The sequence below is a fragment of the Marinobacter profundi genome, from assembly GCF_002744715.1.
GTDB lineage: Bacteria > Pseudomonadota > Gammaproteobacteria > Pseudomonadales > Oleiphilaceae > Marinobacter > Marinobacter profundi.
Genome location: NZ_KZ319381.1, coordinates 1 through 20643 on the forward strand (window position 1 = coordinate 1; position 20643 = coordinate 20643).

21 protein-coding genes and 1 pseudogene are annotated in these 20643 nt (G+C 51.9%); 16 read left to right on the plus strand and 6 right to left on the minus strand.

Annotated features, from left to right (window positions below; translation table 11 throughout):
- Positions 1 to 42: 42 nt before the first annotated feature.
- Positions 43 to 519, plus strand: a pseudogene (locus CLH61_RS17710) (IS3 family transposase); the annotation flags it as partial.
- Positions 520 to 682: 163 nt separating this feature from the next.
- On the opposite strand, the gene CLH61_RS17715 reads toward CLH61_RS17710, so the two are convergent.
- Positions 683 to 1675 carry a DcaP family trimeric outer membrane transporter gene (locus CLH61_RS17715; RefSeq protein ID WP_228152696.1) on the minus strand — a complete coding sequence of 331 codons (993 nt, stop codon included), beginning with the start codon at positions 1673 to 1675 and terminating at the stop codon, positions 683 to 685.
- Positions 1676 to 1910: 235 nt separating this feature from the next.
- Positions 1911 to 3454, minus strand: a protein-coding gene (locus CLH61_RS17720; RefSeq protein ID WP_099616051.1) for an IS3 family transposase whose coding sequence is annotated in 2 segments (ribosomal slippage) — positions 1911 to 2983 and positions 2983 to 3454 — 1545 coding nt in all. Because the reading frame shifts where the segments join, the coding sequence is not laid out codon by codon here.
- 455 nt (positions 3455 to 3909) lie between these two features.
- On the opposite strand from CLH61_RS17720, the gene CLH61_RS17725 reads away from it, so the two are divergent.
- Positions 3910 to 4206 carry a hypothetical protein gene (locus CLH61_RS17725; protein ID WP_099616052.1) on the plus strand — a complete coding sequence of 99 codons (297 nt, stop codon included), beginning with the start codon at positions 3910 to 3912 and terminating at the stop codon, positions 4204 to 4206.
- Positions 4207 to 4392: 186 nt separating this feature from the next.
- On the plus strand, positions 4393 to 5706 hold the full coding sequence (locus tag CLH61_RS17730; RefSeq protein WP_094625952.1) for an ATP-binding protein: 1314 nt from the start codon (positions 4393 to 4395) through the stop codon (positions 5704 to 5706).
- A 30-nt stretch (positions 5707 to 5736) separates the two neighbouring features.
- Here CLH61_RS17730 and CLH61_RS17735 read toward each other — a convergent pair whose 3' ends face one another.
- From CLH61_RS17735 to CLH61_RS17745, 3 genes are all read right to left on the minus strand, one after another.
- The gene (locus tag CLH61_RS17735) at positions 5737 to 7275 is read right to left on the minus strand and encodes a hypothetical protein (RefSeq protein WP_058341920.1); all 1539 of its coding nucleotides are present in this window, start codon (positions 7273 to 7275) and stop codon (positions 5737 to 5739) included.
- A 73-nt stretch (positions 7276 to 7348) separates the two neighbouring features.
- On the minus strand, positions 7349 to 8755 hold the full coding sequence (locus CLH61_RS17740; RefSeq protein ID WP_058341921.1) for a hypothetical protein: 1407 nt from the start codon (positions 8753 to 8755) through the stop codon (positions 7349 to 7351).
- 248 nt (positions 8756 to 9003) lie between these two features.
- On the minus strand, positions 9004 to 9993 hold the full coding sequence (locus CLH61_RS17745; protein ID WP_226595805.1) for a porin: 990 nt from the start codon (positions 9991 to 9993) through the stop codon (positions 9004 to 9006).
- A 675-nt stretch (positions 9994 to 10668) separates the two neighbouring features.
- Here CLH61_RS17745 and CLH61_RS17750 point away from each other — a divergent pair.
- The 7 genes from CLH61_RS17750 (at position 10669) to CLH61_RS17780 (ending at position 16294) form a co-directional block, all read left to right on the plus strand.
- Entirely contained in the window at positions 10669 to 11565 is an 897-nt protein-coding gene (locus CLH61_RS17750; protein WP_023011861.1) for a cation efflux transmembrane domain-containing protein, read from the plus strand.
- Between the two features lie 4 nt (positions 11566 to 11569).
- Positions 11570 to 12085 (plus strand): signal peptidase II, encoded by a 516-nt coding sequence (gene lspA, locus CLH61_RS17755; protein ID WP_023011862.1) that lies wholly within the window; start codon positions 11570 to 11572, stop codon positions 12083 to 12085.
- A gap of 97 nt (positions 12086 to 12182) precedes the next feature.
- Entirely contained in the window at positions 12183 to 13091 is a 909-nt protein-coding gene (locus CLH61_RS17760) for a cation diffusion facilitator family transporter (protein WP_008169406.1), read from the plus strand.
- Between the two features lie 33 nt (positions 13092 to 13124).
- Positions 13125 to 14126, plus strand: a complete 1002-nt coding sequence (locus tag CLH61_RS17765; RefSeq protein ID WP_206769037.1) for an arsenic resistance protein — start codon at positions 13125 to 13127, stop codon at positions 14124 to 14126.
- 44 nt (positions 14127 to 14170) lie between these two features.
- The gene (locus CLH61_RS17770; RefSeq protein WP_058091791.1) at positions 14171 to 14809 is read left to right on the plus strand and encodes a DsbA family protein; all 639 of its coding nucleotides are present in this window, start codon (positions 14171 to 14173) and stop codon (positions 14807 to 14809) included.
- A gap of 22 nt (positions 14810 to 14831) precedes the next feature.
- Positions 14832 to 15674 carry a cytochrome c oxidase assembly protein gene (locus CLH61_RS17775; RefSeq protein ID WP_023010648.1) on the plus strand — a complete coding sequence of 281 codons (843 nt, stop codon included), beginning with the start codon at positions 14832 to 14834 and terminating at the stop codon, positions 15672 to 15674.
- Entirely contained in the window at positions 15671 to 16294 is a 624-nt protein-coding gene (locus CLH61_RS17780) for an SCO family protein (RefSeq protein WP_058341922.1), read from the plus strand. The genes CLH61_RS17775 and CLH61_RS17780 overlap by 4 nt, the downstream gene beginning before the upstream one ends.
- 61 nt (positions 16295 to 16355) lie before the next feature.
- Here the strand turns inward: CLH61_RS17780 and CLH61_RS17785 are convergent, their stop codons facing one another.
- On the minus strand, positions 16356 to 16763 hold the full coding sequence (locus tag CLH61_RS17785) for a MerR family transcriptional regulator (RefSeq protein WP_008173636.1): 408 nt from the start codon (positions 16761 to 16763) through the stop codon (positions 16356 to 16358).
- A 69-nt stretch (positions 16764 to 16832) separates the two neighbouring features.
- Between CLH61_RS17785 and CLH61_RS17790 the strand changes: the two genes are divergently transcribed.
- The 6 genes from CLH61_RS17790 to CLH61_RS17815 all read left to right on the plus strand — a co-directional run bounded on the left by CLH61_RS17790 (position 16833) and on the right by CLH61_RS17815 (position 20354).
- Positions 16833 to 17558, plus strand: a complete 726-nt coding sequence (locus CLH61_RS17790; protein ID WP_008173639.1) for a cation diffusion facilitator family transporter — start codon at positions 16833 to 16835, stop codon at positions 17556 to 17558.
- On the plus strand, positions 17555 to 17989 hold the full coding sequence (locus tag CLH61_RS17795) for a disulfide bond formation protein B (RefSeq protein WP_008173641.1): 435 nt from the start codon (positions 17555 to 17557) through the stop codon (positions 17987 to 17989). The genes CLH61_RS17790 and CLH61_RS17795 overlap by 4 nt, the downstream gene beginning before the upstream one ends.
- The gene (locus tag CLH61_RS17800; protein WP_008173644.1) at positions 17986 to 18663 is read left to right on the plus strand and encodes a DsbA family protein; all 678 of its coding nucleotides are present in this window, start codon (positions 17986 to 17988) and stop codon (positions 18661 to 18663) included. Before CLH61_RS17795 ends, CLH61_RS17800 begins: the two co-directional genes overlap by 4 nt.
- Before the next feature lie 81 nt (positions 18664 to 18744).
- The gene (locus CLH61_RS17805; RefSeq protein ID WP_008173647.1) at positions 18745 to 19467 is read left to right on the plus strand and encodes a cytochrome c biogenesis CcdA family protein; all 723 of its coding nucleotides are present in this window, start codon (positions 18745 to 18747) and stop codon (positions 19465 to 19467) included.
- Positions 19468 to 19524: 57 nt separating this feature from the next.
- Complete coding sequence (locus tag CLH61_RS17810; RefSeq protein WP_053113384.1) at positions 19525 to 19881, plus strand: DUF3703 domain-containing protein; 357 nt, start codon at positions 19525 to 19527, stop codon at positions 19879 to 19881.
- Positions 19882 to 19898: 17 nt separating this feature from the next.
- Positions 19899 to 20354, plus strand: a complete 456-nt coding sequence (locus CLH61_RS17815; protein ID WP_227507855.1) for an SCO family protein — start codon at positions 19899 to 19901, stop codon at positions 20352 to 20354.
- The last annotated feature ends 289 nt before the right edge of the window (positions 20355 to 20643 follow it).

Genomic DNA, 20643 nt, shown 5'->3' on the forward strand with positions numbered 1-20643 from the left:
CGGAGAGGAGAGGCAGGGAGATAGTTCGACTACGCCCTGCCTCTTACTCTACTCTGGAGCGGCCAGCGATGGAGCTATCTGGCTGTGGTGCTGGACCTATATGCCCGGCGAGTTGTTGGCTGGGCAATGTCATCCAGTCCAGATGCGGACCTGGTTGTAAAAGCTCTGGATCACGCCTGGGAACAGCGTGGTCAGCCAGAGAAAGTCATGTTCCACTCGGATCAGGGCAGTCAGTACGCCAGTCGCAAGTTCCGTCAGAGGCTCTGGCGCTATCGAATGACACAAAGCATGAGCCGGCGTGGCAACTGCTGGGACAACGCACCGATGGAGCGACTGTTCCGAAGTCTGAAATCTGAGTGGATACCGGCCCTGGGTTATCGAAATCTGCCTGAGGCAAAAAGAGATGTTGGTGGCTATCTGATGGACTACTACAACCGGCAGCGGCCTCACGCATTCAACGGCGGCATTTCGCCTGTTGCAGCTGAGGAAAACCTTAAAATACTGTCCGGGATTAGTTGACCACTACAGGTCGAATCGACGAGACAATGGCAGGGATAGCGTCGTAAAAGGAGGAGAGGTGAAAGAGCCCCTGACGGCATCGCGTGTAAGTGAACAATAACGTACGACGGGCCTACTGAGGCCCGTCGTGGGGTCCAACTATGTGAAGCAATGTAATAGCGATTTAAAAGCTAAACTGTGCAGCCAACTGAAGACGGGTATTGTCAGCTGACTCACCGTTTGCAAGTTCTTTGTTGGCGTACGACAGCTCAACCCCTACAGTCACCGGATCCGCCACTTGGTAGAAGTTGCTGAAGTACGCGCTCTCTAGCGTTTGGAAAGAGTTTGGAAAGAGAGTCTCGTCCTGATCACCCTCTAAAAACCCATAGGCCACACTCGTGGTGAATTTTGGCGTCCACTTATGGCTCGCCGCAACGTTGAAGCCGTAAGCCTCGATAGTTTCGAGATCACCATCGGAAGTTATATATGCCTCACCGATGCCAGTCCGACTTGCAGTGCTGTCGTTGTTACTGTACGAGCTGTAAAGATAACGACCTACACCATCACCCAAAACAACTCCGGCCATGAGCGAGGTTTCTGAAGTGACGTTGAGTCGACCAGCCGCCATGACGCCATATCCAAACGTAGCGTCGTCACCTGTTGCACTGGCGTCGTCGGTCTTGAGAGAACGGGCCAAGCCAGCAACCTCAAATCCACCACCAGACCCTGCCCACTTGTAACGGGCGGTAAGGTCAGGAACGGTATCACGTGAACCTTCAAACCCACTGGTTTCAGGGTTTTCAGCTGACACCGAGAACTGTCCATCGCCCATTCCCATCGTGTAACGAATCTGTGCCTGACGAATAAAGCTCACACCTACCGGCCCATTAAAGTCCAGTATGGTCGGGTAAGCCGTAAAGTGCATAAAGTTACTCCACGTCTGACCCGCAAGCCAGCCGTTGAGCTCGCCATAGGCGTGACGAATACGAAGCCCCCGTGAATTGGAGAACAGTTCGTTGCCACCACCGCCGTAGAAGTCTGCCTCAACAACCGTCTTGGCTTCTCCAATATCGGTCGGGGTACTGGTTCCGAGACGCACTCGTGATTGACGGGCATGCGCTCTCAAAGAGCTATCACCATCCTCTACGGATGTATCGAGAACACTCGGGTCATGCAAGTCACCGACATCCTAGTCTGTGTCGTAAATCATATCCAATTTTACGTAACCACCAATCGTAACCGAAGTGTTAGTGCCGGGCAGCAGCCACCCCTTGGAATCATTGGTCGCCGACATCTGATCCACCTGACTGCGCAAGTCGTTGATCTGCTTCTGAAGTTCCGCAGTTGATTGCGCCAAAGCAGATGGGGCCGGAGTCTGTCAACGTAGATGTCGCGCTTAAGTCATCAGCTCTTTAACAATTGGCCGCCTTTTCCGGGTTCAGAGTGACTGATTCCGGCAAGCTGAAGTTTCGGATATCACCAGACCAGCGACGCGGGTTCTCGGCTTTCGCCGCTTCGATAATCTGTTTTCGCTGGGCCAGGATCTGATCAGCTTCGCCCGTATGGCGTTGCTGAGGTGTTACGTAGTTCAAGGCGCTGTGTCGGTGCTCGGTGTTGTACCAGCGCACGAACGCCAGTACCCATTTGCGGGCCTCCTCGATCGTTCTGAAGCCGTTTACCGGGAACCCCGGGCGGAACTTCAGGGTTTTGAACAATGACTCCGAGTAGGCATTGTCGTTACTGACCCGGGGGCGACTGTTCGAGGGCGTAATACCCAGATCGTACAGTTTCTCCAAGAAGGTCGAGGCCTTCATGGGGCTGCCATTGTCGGAGTGCAGCACTAGAGGCTTGTCCTTCGTCGCCAGGTGTTCACGCCAGTAGGCCTTCTCGATGAACTCGCTGGCAAGCTCGCCGGTCTCACTGTGATAGACCTCGTGACCGACGATCTTGCGGCTGTATACGTCCAGCATCAGATACAGGTAGAACCAGGTGCCTTTTGCTGGCCCCGGCAGCCATGAGATATCCCACGACCACAGCTGGTTCGGTTCTGTGGCCTTGTGTGTAGTTGCCCTGCGCTTGCTCTGGGGCGCTTTTTGCCGACCCCTGGGGTGTACTTGATCCTTCTCCCGCAGAACCCGATAGAAGGTGGATTCCGAGGCCAGGTAGCGACCCTGATCCAGTTGATCCGCAACGATGAAGGCCGGCGGACAGCTTCGATATTCCTTCTGGTTGCACAGTGAGACCACGGCCTGACGCTCCGCCTCCGAGAGTTTGTTGGTGGGTGCTGGTCTGGGCACCACCGGTCGTTGATCGGCGCTGACGGCCTTATTTGCCGTCCAGCGCTGATAAGTGCGTATACTCAGGTTCAGCAAGGCGCAGGCCTTGACCAGCCGGGCTCCGTTACCCTGAGCCTCTTGGATCAGGGTAACCGCCTGCTGGCGATCCGGGAGGCTGGTCATTCGTCCTCGTCTTTGGGGCCCCAGATCGCCTCGGCTTTTTTTGACAGCGTCAGCAGTGCAGCCGTTTCTGCCAGAGCTTTTTCCTTGCGTCGCAACTCGGCTTCGAGTTTTTTGACTCGTTTTTTCTCAGCCCTGGCCGCTTGCCGATTCTGCTTGGCCTGTTCGTCCGACAGGGCATTGGCTCCCATGCAGGCGGCTTTCCAGGTTTCGATTTGTTCCGGGTAAAGGCCGTTCCTACGGCAATATTCACTAAGTTCCACCTCCGTCATCGGGGCGGTTTCCAGAACAATGCGGAACTTCTCTTCGCTACTCCACTTGTCTGGATGAGCTGAATTCGATGGCAAAACGGCACCTCGTCCTCTGGCGGCTTTACGCCAATTGTACAAGGTTGCGGTACTGATGCCTTCCTGGCTGGCCAACTCGGCAACAGTCAGACTGTGAGGTGGGGCCATCTTCTGGAGAATGGCTTCTTTACGTTCCGGTGAATAATGGGGCATGGTTGTCCTCTGAAATATTCAGGCGACAACTACGCTGACACATAGGGGGGCCACCAGGCCCATGGTTGAAATCGCAAGTGTTGCTCTTATCGCTAACCTGAGTTTTTTAGTTTGCATTATAAATCAGTCTCCGTGAGCTTTCGTTATAAGATCCCCTACTGGCGATCGACACCTCACAAACCAAACGCGATGGCGGTTCGGTTAAGGCCACCGCCGGTAAGTTGCTGGTTATGCCGGCACTTTCAGCCAGAACAACGCACAGCCATTGATAGCAGATGAACTTGAAACGAAATTGAAAAAATACCCCCCCCTTAATACCTTTGTATTAACGACCCAATCGCAACCGTTCTTCCACCAGTGCCCTCTTTTCATCATTTAATTTTATTTTTTCAAGCTGAGTTAAAGTTCATCTGTTTCCATCAGGGTTCAGATCATTCAACTTAAAGGTGACTCTTATGAAAAAGCATCTCTTGCTCACATCTTTAGTATTAACCTTGGCGGCAGGAAACCTCCATGCCACTGAGGCCAAAAACGATAAGCTAGCACAAGGCATGCTCTCCAAAAGCAGCATTCAGGATATGAAGAGACAACATAGGGTAATGACACAGGCGGCGTTATCTGAAATGGGCATGGAGGCACGCCGAAAATTGATGTTATCGAATAAGGACGATATCTATCACGAGATGATCAAATCGGGAGATGTCAATCTATCTGAATTAGACCAATTTTCAAAAGATCAGTTTAGTCATTAGAAATAATGTCGCACCAATAGCTTTTTCGATTGAATAATAGAAACTTGTCGATACACGACATTCTAAAACCAGTTGCATCGTGAATGGTCTCCACCATTCCGTCTTGCCGCACTACTTTTGTAGTGCTGCTTTTTTAGGCCTAGATTTAGTCGATAACAAATTCTAACCACCTGCTTGGCAGACAACATGCCCAGAAAACAACAACGCCCTTCAATAAAACGGAAACTGCTTACTTTCCTGACGCTAACGGGTTTCGCGTGTACCGGGCTGATATTCTTCTCACACACCCTTTTAATCGACTATATCCATGACGAGCTTCACAGGCAGCAGCTAGAGGCTGCAGCTAACCGACTCTCAAAGATGCTAACAAATGATAAAGAAGAAATTACAAAATCCTCTCTCAGAAATTTTTCATTGTCTCAATATTCAGTTCACATCGAAGACAGTCAAGGTCGGAGTTTTACAAGCGAGAACATTAAACCGAAATTACAGGTGGTAGAATCGTTCAGAAAGCCTGGAATTTTTCACATATCGGATGATGATCGCTCAATCCTTGGCTACTACAGAATATTTAATAACAGACAAGATAAACTAAGCGTTACTATAATTGAAAAAAGCTCCTACTCACCAAACACGCTTGACAAAATCCACGTTCTTATATGGATAATATCTTTTACAATTCTCGTTACGATATCATTGATCATATTTATTGGGGTAACTATCGCACTAAAACCCTTAAAAATGATGAGTGCCCAATTAACGTCGCTTAAAAAGGGTCAGCGTAATAGACTGGATGAGAACGTACCTGAAGAATTCAATGAACTTGTCAAACATCTTAATCGTCTATTAGAGTCGTACGACAAAAAACTTACCCGTTCACGCCACCTAGCCGCAGATATTTCTCATAGCTTAAAAACCCCCCTTGCCGTCATAAACTCCATGATCAATGACGAAGCCATTCCCACCACAATCGCGAGTCAAATTAAGTCTCAACTGTCTGAAATGCACGAGCTGATCGACACTCAAATGAGAAAAACCGAAATGTCCGGTCAGTACATTGGAAAGGCGACACCGATCATTGAGAGAACTCTGGCACTGGTGGACGTAGTCAGTCGAATCTATCCTTACAAACAGATCCATCTTCAAGAAACATTACCCAGAGAGCTTGTCTGGCCAATTGATGAGCGTGATTTTAATGAGATCTTGGGTAATGTGCTTGATAACGCAAGCAAATGGTGCTCTCAGGAAGTTCATCTACACTTGAAACTTCACGATGACACTTTGACCATTCTTGTTGAAGATGACGGCCCCGGAGTAGCGTCACACCAACTCGCCGATCTTACCAAGCGCCAGAAAAGACTGGACGAAAAAACCCCTGGCTATGGCCTTGGCCTATCAATCGTTGAGGAAATCATCAATGACTACGGTGGTGCCATGCATTTTTCTTTATCACCCAAAGGTGGTCTTCGGGTTCTAATCGAGCTTCCCAGAAGCATTTGACGACTACAAGGGCAACTTATCCAGCTTTAGTCAGCGACCAGTAGGCATAGCAGCCCGATACACCAACGTCTCAACGTCAAAACTGTCACTTTGAACTGAGTTTTCATCCGGCGACATAAAGAATAACTCTGTATTGCCTGATACGGGGGACACCGGAACCGACGTTAGAAGACTTGTTGACTGCGTTTTGGGAGATTTCCCGGATCTCAGCGTCAACCAATCAACTCGAGTATCATAAACACCTATCATATCTTCGGCTGCACTGGATTCCTGTGGAATCCCGATATTAACTGCGTCCCCACCGGAGCGTACGAGCAGGTTCGGCAAAAATAGTGTTTGCCTCGGACTAAACACCAACTCAGGCGACACGTCGTAAGTCATACTCGTGCCTGCCACCCGGCTTCCAATCTCATAGTCCAGATGTGGGCCCTCGGTGCCAGCAGGGAAAAATGAAACCTTCCCTTGGGAGACGGTCACCATATTCAAAGGTCTCGGTTCGTTCTGAACAACGGCACCGATTACCCGGAACACTGGCGTGTACTGGCTTAATTCTTCATGAACGGCCTTCTCAAGATCAGGCCCGTTCGGTGAGATTGATATTTTATAGATCTCTGAACCAAACCCCTGCTCTGAGTAGAAAGACTGCCCGAGAATAGTTTCCCGGCGACCGTCAGCGTCCAAATCCTGCAATCCCAAGATTAAGGGAATGAAACCGATGGTTTCAGCCTTCCCCTCGGCCAACTGGATCAAAGAACTTGAAACACTACGGCCATTCCACTGATTCAAAATGAGGTAATATGAGTTCTCTGAAACGTACCAGTCCATTCGGATGACTTTCTCCCGACGGGGCACCTCAATGGACGCCAGGCTCTGAACAGCCCCGCTGGAATCAACAAGGAAAAAGCTGAGTTTGTTTCCATGCTCCGCCGCAAAATAGTAATCGCTGCCAGAACGAAACGCGGACAACGACTTTGCATTGATTGGCAGCTTCGCATATGGAGACGATGAAGCCTCCCCCTCAACTGAACCTACCCGATGTGCTTCAGCATCGGTCTGTACGATGCCGACCAACCAGGTGTTATTGTAGGTCGCAACGGCTTGACCTCTCCCGGTAACTTGAAAGCGCACCAATGGCACATCGTTTGACGCCTCTGGCTCGTCCCGCCACAAAAGATCAGGAAATCGGGCTTTCAACGCCGGCGTTACCGGCGTGGGATCGCCGACTCTGTCAGTAAACACCGCCGGAATACCGTAGAAGCGTTTCGATACAGCGCCAACGGAGGGCATCGTTCCAAACAGCACTTTCCCTACTGCTTGATCCTTTCCGATACTCTCGATACCGATGACTGCAAGGTTTTTCTCCGGGATGCCTGCATGATCAGGCTCCCGCAACACAACAAACAAATCACCTACCTCAACAGTGGCATCGTCGACTGTGAGGGAAAGCACTTTTTGATCACGATCTACCTGAATGACCTTTGCCTTTGCTGGATGCTCACGCTCAACCGCCTGTACCGCACCAGCTAGTAGTAGCATCAGGAACACAAATACTGCAGAACGAGTCATCATAGGAAAAAGTCACTTAATGCGGATTCATTTCGTATAACAAAAGCGGGGTGGCGCTCCCACCACCCCGTTCTTGTTAGAACTTGTACCTTACCCGACCGGCAACATGAACAATGTCCTGATCGCTTTTGCCGTCCTGTAAGGCAGTTTCCTCCAGCGCATCCATGGCATCGCCTGATGCCAGGTATGCAGCTTCTGCCGACAGCTCAAGCGAAGGGTATGGGAAGTACGAGACCTTGGAGCCAAATTCCAGTCCGAGATCTTTTGAGGACGATCCATCGGCAAGTGCAATGTCCTCAGCCAAGCGGTTGTAGACAATCATTCCGCTGACCGTAATATTGGCCGCTACTTTATGATCGAGCTGTAGCTTGTTCATGAAATACCCTTTGTCGAGGATATAGGGCGTTTCGGCGAAGTAGTCATCGCTCGTCATGTTTTCCTGAAAAATCATACTGTCGCTGAAGTCGACATCCGTGGCGATGAAGGCGTCGAAGTCCCCGTCTTGCTCATTGCCATCGCCCGATGCGTAGAGCACGGTGTACGTCAGTTGGTTTGGTCCAAATTGCAGCCCGAGCTCGCCGCGTCCCAGAACGGTCGAAAGGTCATAGTTCGTATTGGGATTCGTAGCACCATTCAATGGGACGAAATTTACACCTTCTATTGTTCCGCTTTGGCCAATCACCGTACCCTTCACGAACATGCGGCCTAGCGACGTCTCTTGACCATAATCCATCTCCACCCCAAAGCTGGAAACGGAATATTTGGAGTTATCAGCGATACTCTTCAGTTCATACTCCCTGCTATTTACCGTACCTACTCCCTCAGCAATTTGATCATTCATCTGATAGAGATAGAATAGGCCCGCGCTCAGGTTCGGTGAGTAACGCTTGTTCAGGTTGATCGCGAAGTTGTCCGCGCCATCCCAGCCTTCGTCCTGTTCTGAGTCGACGCCGCTCTCATTGGAAGAGTCACCTCGCCCCCATAACAACTGATAGTCAAATCCAGAGCCCAGTGAGCCTTTCCAAACAGCGGCTGTGGCGGTTTCAGTCCAGACATGTCGGTTCACTGACACTGGCTGCAAGCCCAGCGAGACGCGCTGGTCTAGCGTGTTGGGCACCAAGAAATCCACATAAGCCCACCGTGTTTCGATGTTCACACCATCACCGGAATAGTCGCCACCCGACCCCTCACCGTAGCGGATGCCACCAATCTCCGTCGCGAATACACCGGTAACTTTCTTGTCGTCGGAAGTTGCCTTCGCCCAGAAGCGATATTTGACCTCGCCGAAGCTCTCGGTCGGCTCGTCATCTTTCAGCGTACCGCCACCTGAGTTACCACCAGCAAACCAGTCTCTTTGATTGGTGTAGGCCTGAAAGCGGTTATCCATATCACCGTGGAATTCAACCTCCGCTGCCGTCGCGGCCCAACTTCCCGACAGTGTTGTCATCCCTGCAATCGCAGTGGCCAGAATGTTGCGCTTCAACGTATTCCCCTCCAGTTTCTTTCTTAATTGTTTGTGATATCCGATTCGTACGGATCGTGGCGCAAATCTTAAAACCAGCTAGAACAACGAACTAAAGGTCAAAAAAAAGGCGAGAATGAAGCATTCCCGCCATTAAATAACCTGAGTTAACTCACAAGTAGACTCTCACACGAACCTTAAATGAGCTTGAAATCCGGAAAAGATTTCAGATACGTCGGTCCCCCTGTATTCAGCGATCACGCTCGACTCTACATGGAAAACTTATGCTCGAAGCCCACACCAAATGTGGAGTCCTCAGAGTCGGCCAAGTCCGCCTCCACCTGAGACACATACGCATAGACCTTACTCTTGCTCGCCAGTTTATAATCGAGCCCCAAGGCCAGCAGGGTTAGCTCCTCGTTTGTTGTCTCGGCTTCGGTCAGTCCGTACTGTGCCTTGATCTTCCAACGCTCAAGATTAACGGCACCACCAACCAGATAAGACGTATCTTCTCCAGGGCCATCGCTTTCTTCTGCCAACTGGTAAACTGCGCCGATCTCGAAGTTGCTTAATCGGACCTTCCCTACGGTTCGCAGGATATTAAGACGACTATCGCCACTTGAATCGGCTTCCAGTGAATCTTCGATATCAGAATCGTAGGCAATACTTCCGTAAAAACGATCATTCTCAAACGTAAAAGAGCTGGAAACTGCATCCGCAGGTCCGTCGTTCTCTGCCCCAGCTGACTGCTCTTCACCCGGGATGACGGCAACACTAACGCCCACAGCATCAAACAGACGTGGAGAACTGTATTGAACAATGTTGCTGGTCCGATTTTCACCAGCCATGATATTTTTTATATCCGCCTGTAAGTCGTTGAACTGGTCAACCTTGCCCTGCGCTGACTTTAAAGGTGTGTCAAATTTTCCCGCAATCAGTGCACCGAGGTTCGCCTGCTTGAAGCCACCGTAAATATTACGCTGCGAGAAAGTCTGGCCATCCTTATCTCCATCATCAATCGATATTTCAAATTCTGCCTTGTAGATCGCCTCCAAGCCTTCGAGGTCGGTATTGAGCGCCCCTTTTACCCCCAGACGGGACGCATTACTCTGGAGCTTCCAGGTATCGCTATTACCGTCGTCCTGGTTTTCATACGAAACATTGGCTTTGCCGTACAGGATAGGACCTTCCCCCGCTAGTGCATTCATTGAAGTTACTGCAACCCCACCAAACACCAACATTGATAGACACTTTTTCATGGACACCTCTTCAGATTAGATAGATTCAAAATGACACTTGAAGTCTTTCAAATGCTGAGTAGATGGTGCTTTGCACTTATTGCAGAGTTGTTACATTTTTAAATTTTTTCTTTGTATTTCAACAACCTAAAACCAAAACCTTTTATTATATCCTTTGACACTGAATTGAACTTGAATATAAGCGGCTGTCTTCGTACATCGCGTCGTGGGCACGGAAGCGCTTTCCGTCTGACGCCAGGTCATTCACTAAATTCTTCTGTTCGCTCCCTGTGGTGGCCCCCGCTAAACCGGACACCACCTTGTTAATTTGATGCCAGCTCTGCCCGGTATTCCCCGGGCGATCTAATTGTTCCGCCCGTTCACGCCCTTTTTCCAGCGACCGGCCTGCCAAGACAATGTCGCTGTCGATCCGTTGCCCAAGAGTGTTGCAATAGCCGCCCCTGCAGCTCCGTAGCTACCAAGGATTAGTACGCTCTTGTTGCCCTGCCTCATCGTTGCTCAAACTCCTTTTAATGTACTCCAGTTCAACTCTTTAGTTACTACAGGGTCATACCGCAAGTCGTCGAATCGCGGTGGGTTCACCAGTGTCGTCAAAAACTAACAACTTAACGTTGACCCTGTAGTGACTACAGGGTTTTAAATAACGGAACTTGTGTGAGAACCGGAGCCGCGAAAATGAGCAAACCCTGCGATGGACAGTGTGGCAGCGAAGATTCTGTCGTTAACAATGAGCTTCAGAGCCCCGTCACCGCCGAAACAGACAGCCAGCTCAGCACCTACAGCGTGCCGAAAATGGATTGCCCCTCAGAAGAGCGAATGATTCGAATGGCGCTCACGGGTTTTGACAACATTCAGTCACTCTCATTCGACCTATCGAATCGAAAGCTGGAAATTATCCATCAAGGCGAAGTCGGACCTATTACCAGCAAACTGGAAACCCTGGGTCTGGGCGCTTCCTTGCAGAGGACAGAAGACGCCAGCGCTGAATCCGTCAGAGCGGCTGAATCTTCTAAGGCCAACGAAAGCGAAGAGTCCGGCACTTTATGGATACTGCTGGCAATCAACGCACTGATGTTTCTGGTCGAGATGACGATGGGCCTGATCGCCCAGTCCGCTGGCCTGATTGCAGACTCGCTAGACATGCTTGCCGATGCCGCCGTCTACGGTCTCGCGCTTTACGCCGTTGGGCACGGCATCAAAATGCAGGTCAGAGCGGCGCATGTGGCTGGCATACTCCAGCTTATCCTTGCCGCTGGGGTACTGGTTGAAGTTGGCAGGCGCTTTCTGTTTGGCAGTGATCCCCAGTCGTCAATGATGATGGCCGTCGCATCTGTGGCCCTTATTGCCAACATCAGTTGCCTGCTCCTGATCGCCAAACACCGTGACGGCGGTGCTCACATGAAAGCCAGCTGGATATTTTCGGCCAATGATGTGGTTATCAATCTGGGAGTTATCCTTGCAGCCCTTCTTGTTGCCTGGACCGGCTCCAACTACCCGGATCTGGTTATTGGCGGTATTGTGGGAGGCATTGTACTCATTGGTGCCAAGCGCATCCTTGCGCTAAAAGGATAATTCGATGTCTGAAGACCGTTCTCGCTTTTTTACGCTCACTTTTCTCGGCTTTTCGGCACTTATAGCTCTGGCCGACCAACTTATTAAATGGCTCGTCCAGCAATCCATGGCTTACGGACAATCGGTTGAGATCACCCCTTTCTTTAATTGGGTGCACGTATGGAATAAAGGCGCTGCCTTCAGTCTCTTTGCCGATGGCGGTGGCTGGCAGCGATATTTTTTTATTGCGATAGCCATTGTCGTCTCGGCTGTTCTGGTCAAATTGATTCGGGACAGCCATAAGCGAACCGAAGCACTAGCCTATTCGATGGTACTTGGCGGTGCATTTGGAAATGTCATCGACCGAGTTTTTCGAGGCTATGTTGTCGATTACCTGGATTTTCATTGGCAATCCCGGCACTGGCCGGCGTTCAACCTTGCCGACGTGTTCATCGTCCTGGGCGTGGCCATGATTTTGGTCACGAGCTTCACAGCCGAGAAAGGTGCCGGGAATAACATGGAAAATCGCCAGAATGGCTAGTTTTCGCGCGGTCGCAACACTCGCTAAGCCCTCTGAGCCAGGCTTAGCGAGTGTTGCGACTACGTTTAATTGAACAGCAACGACCAAGGAGAAAACAATGGGCCACGAGCATGCTCACATGTCACCGGATACTAAGGATAAGAGAGTTGCAGTAGCTATCTGGGCGAACGGTATCCTAACCTTGGCTCAGATCGCTGGAGGGATCTTCGCTGGCAGCTTGGCGCTGATAGCCGACGCTATACACAACTTTTCGGATATGGCGTCACTATTTATCGCATTTGCGGCGCGGAAGATTGCACGCCGCCCGGCCGACTCGAAGATGACCTTTGGCTACGGGAGAATTGAGGTTGTTGCGGCACTCATAAATTACACCACTTTGATAATGATCGGGGCATATTTGATCTACGAAGGTGGCATGCGATTCATAGATCCCCCGGAAATCAAGGGGTGGTGGGTAGTTTGGCTTGGCATTATCGCATTGGTAGTGGATGGTTTGACCGCGCTGCTTACTTACTCCATGCAAAAGGACAGCGTCAACATCCGTGCGCTGTTTCTACACAACTTGTCTGATGCGTTTGCGTCAATTGCAGTCGTTGTAGGCGGCGCCCTGATTCTCCTGTACGACATGCGTTGGGTTGATCCCGCGATCACAATTGGTATCGCAAGCTATATTCTCTACCTGGGTCTAACGGAAATCGGCGGAACCATCCGGACACTCATGCTGGGTAGTCCATTGGATATCGACACAGATTCTGTCATCGAGGCTTTATCAAACGTAGAAGGCGTTTTAGACCTTCACCACGTACATTTCTGGCAGATGGGTGAGCATGATGCCTCCCTCGACGCCCATGTGGTGGTCGAAATAAGTGCCTGGAATGAACTTGAAAAAGTCAAGGGTGGGATAAAACGAACTTTGGAAAACGAGTTCGGCATCACTCATTCAACATTGGAGTTTGAACATCCTGATCACAGTCACAAAGATGCCCATACTTATGGCCATGGCTAGCAGGGCTGCTGAAAAGGGTACCGTGTGGCAGATATGCTGCGAATGGCCGACATTCCACTCGGTTACGAGCACGCCATGCGAGACGTAATTGAACGCCACCAGGTCTGGGCCTACCTCATCGCTGTTGTTTTCGGACTGTCTGTGGATTGGACATCGTCCCTCGGTGACAGTGTGCCGGATTACTTAATCTGGGGGTTGCTCGGAGTTCTGCTCTACGCCACATTTACTCAAACACCGTTGACCCACCTGTCTGATATGTTCCGGGACCGTCGGTTCATGGGTGCCTTGCTCACCGGAAATTTTCTGGTCATGCCGGCGATCACTGCCTTGCTGATATTGGCGCTGCCGGACAATGACGCGCTGAAGTTGGGAGTGCTTCTGGTATTGCTGATGCCCTGTACCGACTGGTTTGTCACCTTCACTCACCTAGGCAAGGGGGACAGCACCCGAGCCATTGCGGCAACACCGGTTCTGCTGATTGCTCAACTGGGTCTTCTTCCACTTTACCTCTGGCTTTTCATGGGTAATCAGTTCGACGTGAATCTTGAGCTTGGGCGGCACCTCCTGCCGGCCTTTGGCGGGCTGATTATTGTCCCGCTTATCCTGGCATTTCTGACTGAAAAATGGGCCGAAAACTCCAGAAAAGCCATCGGGTTCATTCGCTTCATGGGTCTGATGCCGGTCCCTCTGCTGACAGTCGTACTGTTCATCATCTCAATGACACAGGTCAGCCAGATCGACAGTACCGGCTCACTTATCTGGCCCTTGATGATTCTGTTTCCGGCCTATCTTCTAGCTGCGGCTCTGGTTGGAAAGGCTCTGCGCCGGGTCTTTCGATTACCGGTAGAAACCGGTCGCACCGTCATCTTCAGCCTAGGAACACGCAACTCCTTCGTGGTTTTACCTTTGGCACTGTCAATGCCAGAGGCCTGGGCTGTGGCCGTCGTGGTGATTGTCGTCCAGTCTTTGTTGGAACTGTTTGGAATGATGCTTTATCTGCGGTGGGTGCCTAGTCGGCTGCTACCGGACACCTGAATAATCTGAAACCCGTAAACTCATTTAAAATAGGAAGATCTCCCGTGCAAACCCGAACCCTGGTCATCAGTCTCCTTCTTTTTTGTCTGGTTGTCTTTGCTGGTGCTTTTGTTATTTACGATCGCTCCCAGGGCACTAATGAACCCGCCGTTGTTGAAAAAACGCCACTGGTGAGGGATTACTCTCCCGTTATTGGCCCTGAGGACGCGCCGGTAACCATTGTCGAGTTCTTCGACCCATCCTGCGAAGGTTGTCGCGCCATGCATCCCTATGTGAAACAGATTCAGGCTGCCTACCCGGACAACGTGCGTCTGGTACTGCGCTACGTATTGTTTCACAAAGGCTCGGAAGAGGCCGTCAGAATCCTGGAAACCGCCCGTGAACAGGGGGTCTATGAGCCGGTACTGGACGCTGTTATGGAAGCACAACCGAAATGGCACGATGATCCAAAGGTCGCCGCAGCATGGGATGCGGCGGAGTCAGCCGGACTTGATGTCGAAGCCGCTCGGGCCGGTATGAACTCACCCGAGATTGACGGCATTATTCAACAGGATGCTGCGGACGTTAAGGCGGTTGGAATTTCCGGAACCCCAACATTCTACGTTAACGGAGACACCTTGAGCCGCCTGGGGCCTCAGGAACTGTACGACCTGGTGACATCCAAGGTAGGGTCACTGAAATAACAACAAAACAACCGGCAACGCTATGTCACTGCTTGACTACCTTTTACCCTACGATTTCTCGCCGCTGACCATACTCAGCTACATGCTCGTGATGGGATTCTATGGCGTCGGGCTAATTCGGATGCCGGAACAGGACCGGCCAGGCTCACTGCGGATCTTTGCGTTCACCCTGGGGGTACTGATCTGTTATGCGGTGATGCAGACCCGCTTCGATTACTACGCACAATACATGTTCTTCGTCCATCGGGGTCAGCACCTGATTCTTCATCATATCGGTCCGATCCTGATCGCCCTGTCCAACCCTTTACCGGTCATGCGGTTCTGGTTCGCAAAAATCAGCCCGGGCTGGAGGCATACATTGAGGCCTCTGGGCTGGGTCTATAACGTTCTGCAACAGCCTTTTATCGCCCTTTTCCTGTTTGTCGGGCTTATCTATTTCTGGCTGTGGCCATCAATCCATTTTGACGCCATGCTCAGCCGGGATCTGTATTGGGTCATGAACTGGAGCATGTTGCTGGATGGCCTGCTGTTCTGGTGGTTGATCTTTGATCCAAGACCGCCGGCGATCACCTCATCGCTGGGGTATGGCAGACGCATGTTGGTTCTGGCCGCCGCAGGTGTGCTTCAGATGTTTCTTGGGGCGTGGATCGTGTTTTCACGTGACATGGTCTATGACGTTTACGAAGTCTGTGGCAGGGCCTGGCCGCTGGACCCGGAAGTCGACCAGCTACTGGGAGGCATGCTGACCTATATTCCTCCGGCCATGATGAGCATTCTTGGCATTCTTCTGATGCTCCGGCGAGCCATGCATCAGGACGGAAAATATACCAACCAATCCAAACAACTTGAGGAAACAGCGTCATGAGAACTCGCTTCTGGCGACAGCGCACCAACATCATATCGGCGACCTTAACGCTGATAGCAGCCCTATTGCTGACTGGTTGCTTTGGCAATGACGAGGAAGACTGGAACGGTAAAAACATCAGTGGCTTGATGCCTGAGCTGGAATTCGACCTGATCAATAGCCAGGGCAAGTCTGTATCTGGCGATGATTACAGTGGCCGCGTGAGAATGCTGTTTTTCGGGTTCACCTCGTGCCCCGATGTTTGCCCGACCGCCCTGCAAAAACTCAATCAGGCAACCAGTGGCCTGGACCCCGCGCTTCAGGATGAAGTACTCACTTTGTTCGTGAGTGTCGATCCGAAACGTGACACGCCTGAGCGTCTCGCAAAATACGTGGATTTCTTCGGCGACAATATTGTAGGACTCACTGGAAAAGAACCCCAGCTTCGTGAACTGGCAAAACGATATAGAACAACCTTCGGTTATGACGAACCTGCCGCTGATGGAAATTATGCGGTGTCACACAGCAGCGCGATTTATGTATTTGATCGCGAAGGTAACCCCCGCCTCTTAATGCGGCCCGATCTGAGTAGAGAAGAAATTCGGCATGACCTCGTTGCTCTTATTCAGGAGGATGCCTGACTGAATAGACTGTCCCAACTCGAATTGAGACAGTCCTGGTTGGCGGGCACATACAAAGTGGTTAAGCAGAGCCGGAGAGTGTCTCGATAATTCGGCAGTCCATAATAACTCCGCCGTCACAACACGCACTCAGTCTTTCCAACTCGTGTTCCATTGCATGTAGATCTTTCAGTCGAGAGCGCACTTGAACCAGTTGTTGTTCAACTTTGGCGTCCACACCCGCACAGGACTCCTGCTGACGATCCGCCAGTGAAAGCAGTTCACGAATATCGTCAAGGCTAAATCCGAGCCCGCGGCTTCGTCGAATAAACAGCAGCCGCGAATGATCCTCTTCGGAGTAGAGACGATAGCCCGACTCCGAGCGGGTCGCTTTCGGCAACAGTCCAATTTTTTCGTAATAACGGATGGTCACGGGCTTAACGCCCGTATCATCAGCTAGCCGACCGACCGTGTTCCTTTTTTCGCTCATCGCTATTGACCTTATAGTTACTATAACCACCAGTGTATCGATGTATTGCACGTTTTAGGAGGGTTCGTCGTGGACAGCTGCTGTGAAAACAAGGCCGGTGAACTGGCACAATTGCGAGCGAGCCAAAGCCGGGTGCTTTACATTGCGCTTGCCATCAACGCAGTGATGTTTGTGGTGGAATTCAGCGCCGGCTGGATTGCAAGCTCTACCGCGTTGCTGGGCGATTCGCTGGATATGTTTGGCGACGCGTCTGTCTATGCACTGACACTGTTCGTGCTGGACCGAAGCCGTCGCGCGCGTGCCGGAGCGGCTTTGTTCAAAGGCGGCTTTATGCTGTTGTTCGGGCTTGTTGTTGTCGCCGATGCCATCCGCAAGCTGGTGATACAGGAAGTGCCCGCCGCCGAGTGGATGGGCGCTGTCGGCGCTCTTGCCCTGTTTGCAAACGGCGTTTGTTTTGTGTTGCTCTACCGTCATCGTGCGGACGATCTCAATATGCGTTCCACCTGGATGTGTTCCAGGAACGATCTGTTCGCCAATAGCAGTGTAATCATTGCGGCAGGATTGGTCGCCCTCACCAATACCCTCTGGCCGGACATCATTGTGGGCCTCGCCATTGCTGCGCTATTCCTGCACTCCGCTTGGCAGGTCATCCGTGAGGGTATGGAGGAATGGCGTGCCGGTGGGGCTGAAACCGCCGATAAATCGAGCAAAGATGAAGGCGATACCGCTGGAAACAGCTGCTGCTCTTCTTCGCAAAGCACTTGTGCCAATGAATCCAGAGAGCCATCCCGGTGACCACCAATAACCGGGTGATTCCATGGGGGCTGCTGCTGTCAGCCTGGCTACTGGCGGCGGGGTCCTCGCTTTCAGCCATCTACATCGGGGAAGTTCTCGGGCAGGCTCCGTGCGTTCTGTGCTGGTTTCAGCGCGCCTTCATGTTTCCGTTGGCGGTGATTCTCGCAGTCGCCTGCTACTACTCGGATTTTAACGTTTGGCGCTACGCTATGCCGCTGTCTGTCATTGGCTCCCTGTTCGCTCTAGCCCACTCACTGCTTTATGTGGGGCTCATTCCACAACCCATTCAGCCCTGCACGGCCACTGGCCCGTCCTGCTCGGGTGACGGAATGACGATATTTGGTGGGCTGCCGCTTCCGTTTCTATCGCTGGCCATTTTTGTTGCCATCATCATTCTGCTCTTGCTTATCCGTCGGAGAGTTCATACATGAATCGTCGTGCCATCTTTGTTGTCGTGTGTCTCGTGCTGATCGCAGCCTTTTCAGCCGCCGTCCTATTCAAGCCACAGCCCCAGCAGCCTCAAAAAACGGCCACCACCGGCGAAAAGTCTGTTGCCGCTGCCGAACCGATCGCGAACCAACAAGCATTGGTACGCTTCCATTCGCCCACATTCGGGCCTGCCGACGCACCGGTGATCATCGTTGAGTTTTTCGACCCCTCCTGCGAAGCCTGCCGGGCGTTCTACCCGATCGTGAAACAGATACTTGCTGAGTATCCAGGCCAGGTGCGGCTTGTTTTGCGGTACACAATGTTCCATCAGGGTTCCGAGGAAGTCTCCAGAATTCTGGAAGCAGCTCGCCTGCAAGATGTCTATGAACCGGTGCTGGAAGCTGTGTTGGAGGTGCAGCCGGCCTGGCACGACGACCCGAAGGTTGCCAAGGCATGGGGAGCGGCCGAGGCAGCCGGTCTGGACCTGTCCCAAGCCCGTGAGGATATGCAATCCGAACGGATAAGCGCCATCCTTGATCAGGACATGCAGGACGTCAAAACCATCGGTGTTCGGGGCACCCCGACTTTTTTCGTGAATGGCCGCCAACTCACGGAGTTTGGTCCCAAACCGCTACTTCGTCTTGTTCAGGAGTCGCTCCCAGACGCACAGAAATAGTCGACCGGTGTCGAACAAAACACGGATGGGCTTGATGCCCTCCACCGTCAACTGAACTCAGAAAATTGAGGACTCACGGAAATGCCAGATCTTGCGACATGGGGAATGCTGGCTGCTTTTTTTGGCGGCCTGGTGTCATTTTTCTCACCCTGCACTCTGCCGCTGGTTCCGGGGTATCTATCGGTCGTTACGGGCGGCACTGTCACAGACCGTTCGAGTCGACTGCAATCTCTGTGGCTCAGTATCTGTTTTGTCCTTGGGTTCAGTGTAGTGTTCATCGCTTTTGGTGCCAGCGCTAGTCTGCTCGGTCAGTGGCTGATGGCCTACCGGCAGGAAGCCAATCTGGTGGCGGGCATTCTGATTGTGCTGATGGGGCTATTTATGCTGGGCTGGTGGAGCATGCCCGCGTTACAGCGCGACTGGCGCTTTGGGCAAACCCTTGAGGGTGGACGGCCCACGGCAGCGTTCCTTCTCGGCTTGGCCTTTGCCGTCGGGTGGACACCGTGTATTGGCCCGATATTGGGCGCTATCCTGGCTCTCAGTTCCACCCATGCGAATGCTGAAACCGGCATGCTGTACCTGGCCGTTTATTCGCTGGGGTTGGCAATTCCATTTTTGGCAACGGCTTTATTTATTAAGCACTTTCGGGCGCGAGTGCGCTGGATGAGCCGCTGGAGTCAGTCACTGAGAATCCTGGCAGGGCTGGTTCTGGTTGTTATGGGGGTAATGGTGCTGACGGGACAGATGACCCGGTTTGCATCATGGATGTTATCCGCATTTCCGGTACTCGGAAGACTCGGTTGATCCCGGGCAAATCTTTGCCCACAACTTAGCTGGCCGATAAGGCAGGAGAACTGAGCAGTGAACAGTGAACTCAAGACGTTCTATCTGACAGAACCGGCAGCAGCCGCTGATGCTGACAATCAGGGCGATGTCGCTACAGCGTTCAGACATCTTGAACGGGCTCATATTCTGAGCCAGAAGTTCGCGTTAGCGCACACGACAACACATTTGCGCATGCTCCGGCTTGGCTGGCACGCGCGCGATGCTCGCGAGGTTCTCGGTCAGCTGGCTCGGGCCTTCGCTGCGTTGCTGGTTTCACGAATCCGGGTTCCTGTCGGCAATACGGGACTTGCCAACGTCAGCGCATTTGAACCGATGGCGGTGCCGGAAGACTTGGCGATTGTTCTGGGACACCAGAATCCTTCCAACACGTAATTGAAGGACACCACTTGATGATCAAACCCTGCTTCCAACACCACGCAAAGCGCTTTGCATCCATTGCAATGATGATGCTGGCAATCCTCCTTGTTGGCTGCATGGGCGATGATCCGCCGGATTGGCACGGGACAGAAATCAGCGGCGTGATGCCCAAGCTTGAATTCGATTTGATCGACAGTCAGGGAACACGGGTTTCAGGCGATGATTACAGTGGTCAGGTACGAATGCTGTTTTTCGGATTTACCTCTTGCCCTGATGTTTGCCCCACTGCTCTGCAAAAACTCAGCCAGGCCGTCAGCGGGCTGAGCACGGAAAATCAGGAGGAAGTACTTACGTTGTTCGTCAGTGTCGATCCTCAGCGCGACACACCCGAACGCCTGGCGGAGTACGTCAATTTTTTTGGTGACAAAATCATCGGGCTGACCGGCAACGCCTCTGACCTCCGCACGCTTACCCAGCGATACCGGTAGACGTTCGGGCATGAAGAACCGGACGCAGAAGGTGACTATGCCGTTACTCACAGCGGTGCAGTCTATGTGTTTGATCGTGATGGTAATCCTCGCCTGCTTATCCGGCCGGAAGATTTAAGCGCTCAATCCATTCGGCAGGACCTTGTTGGCCTGCTTGAAGAGGATTACTGAATGACTGGAGGCTCTGGAGGAAAGCTCTGACTCGAATGTTCGCTTTTGTTTAGCGACTGGAGGAGCCTGATCGAAACCCGAGGGTGATCATCGACCGGGGCTGGCAGCATCTGCGGCA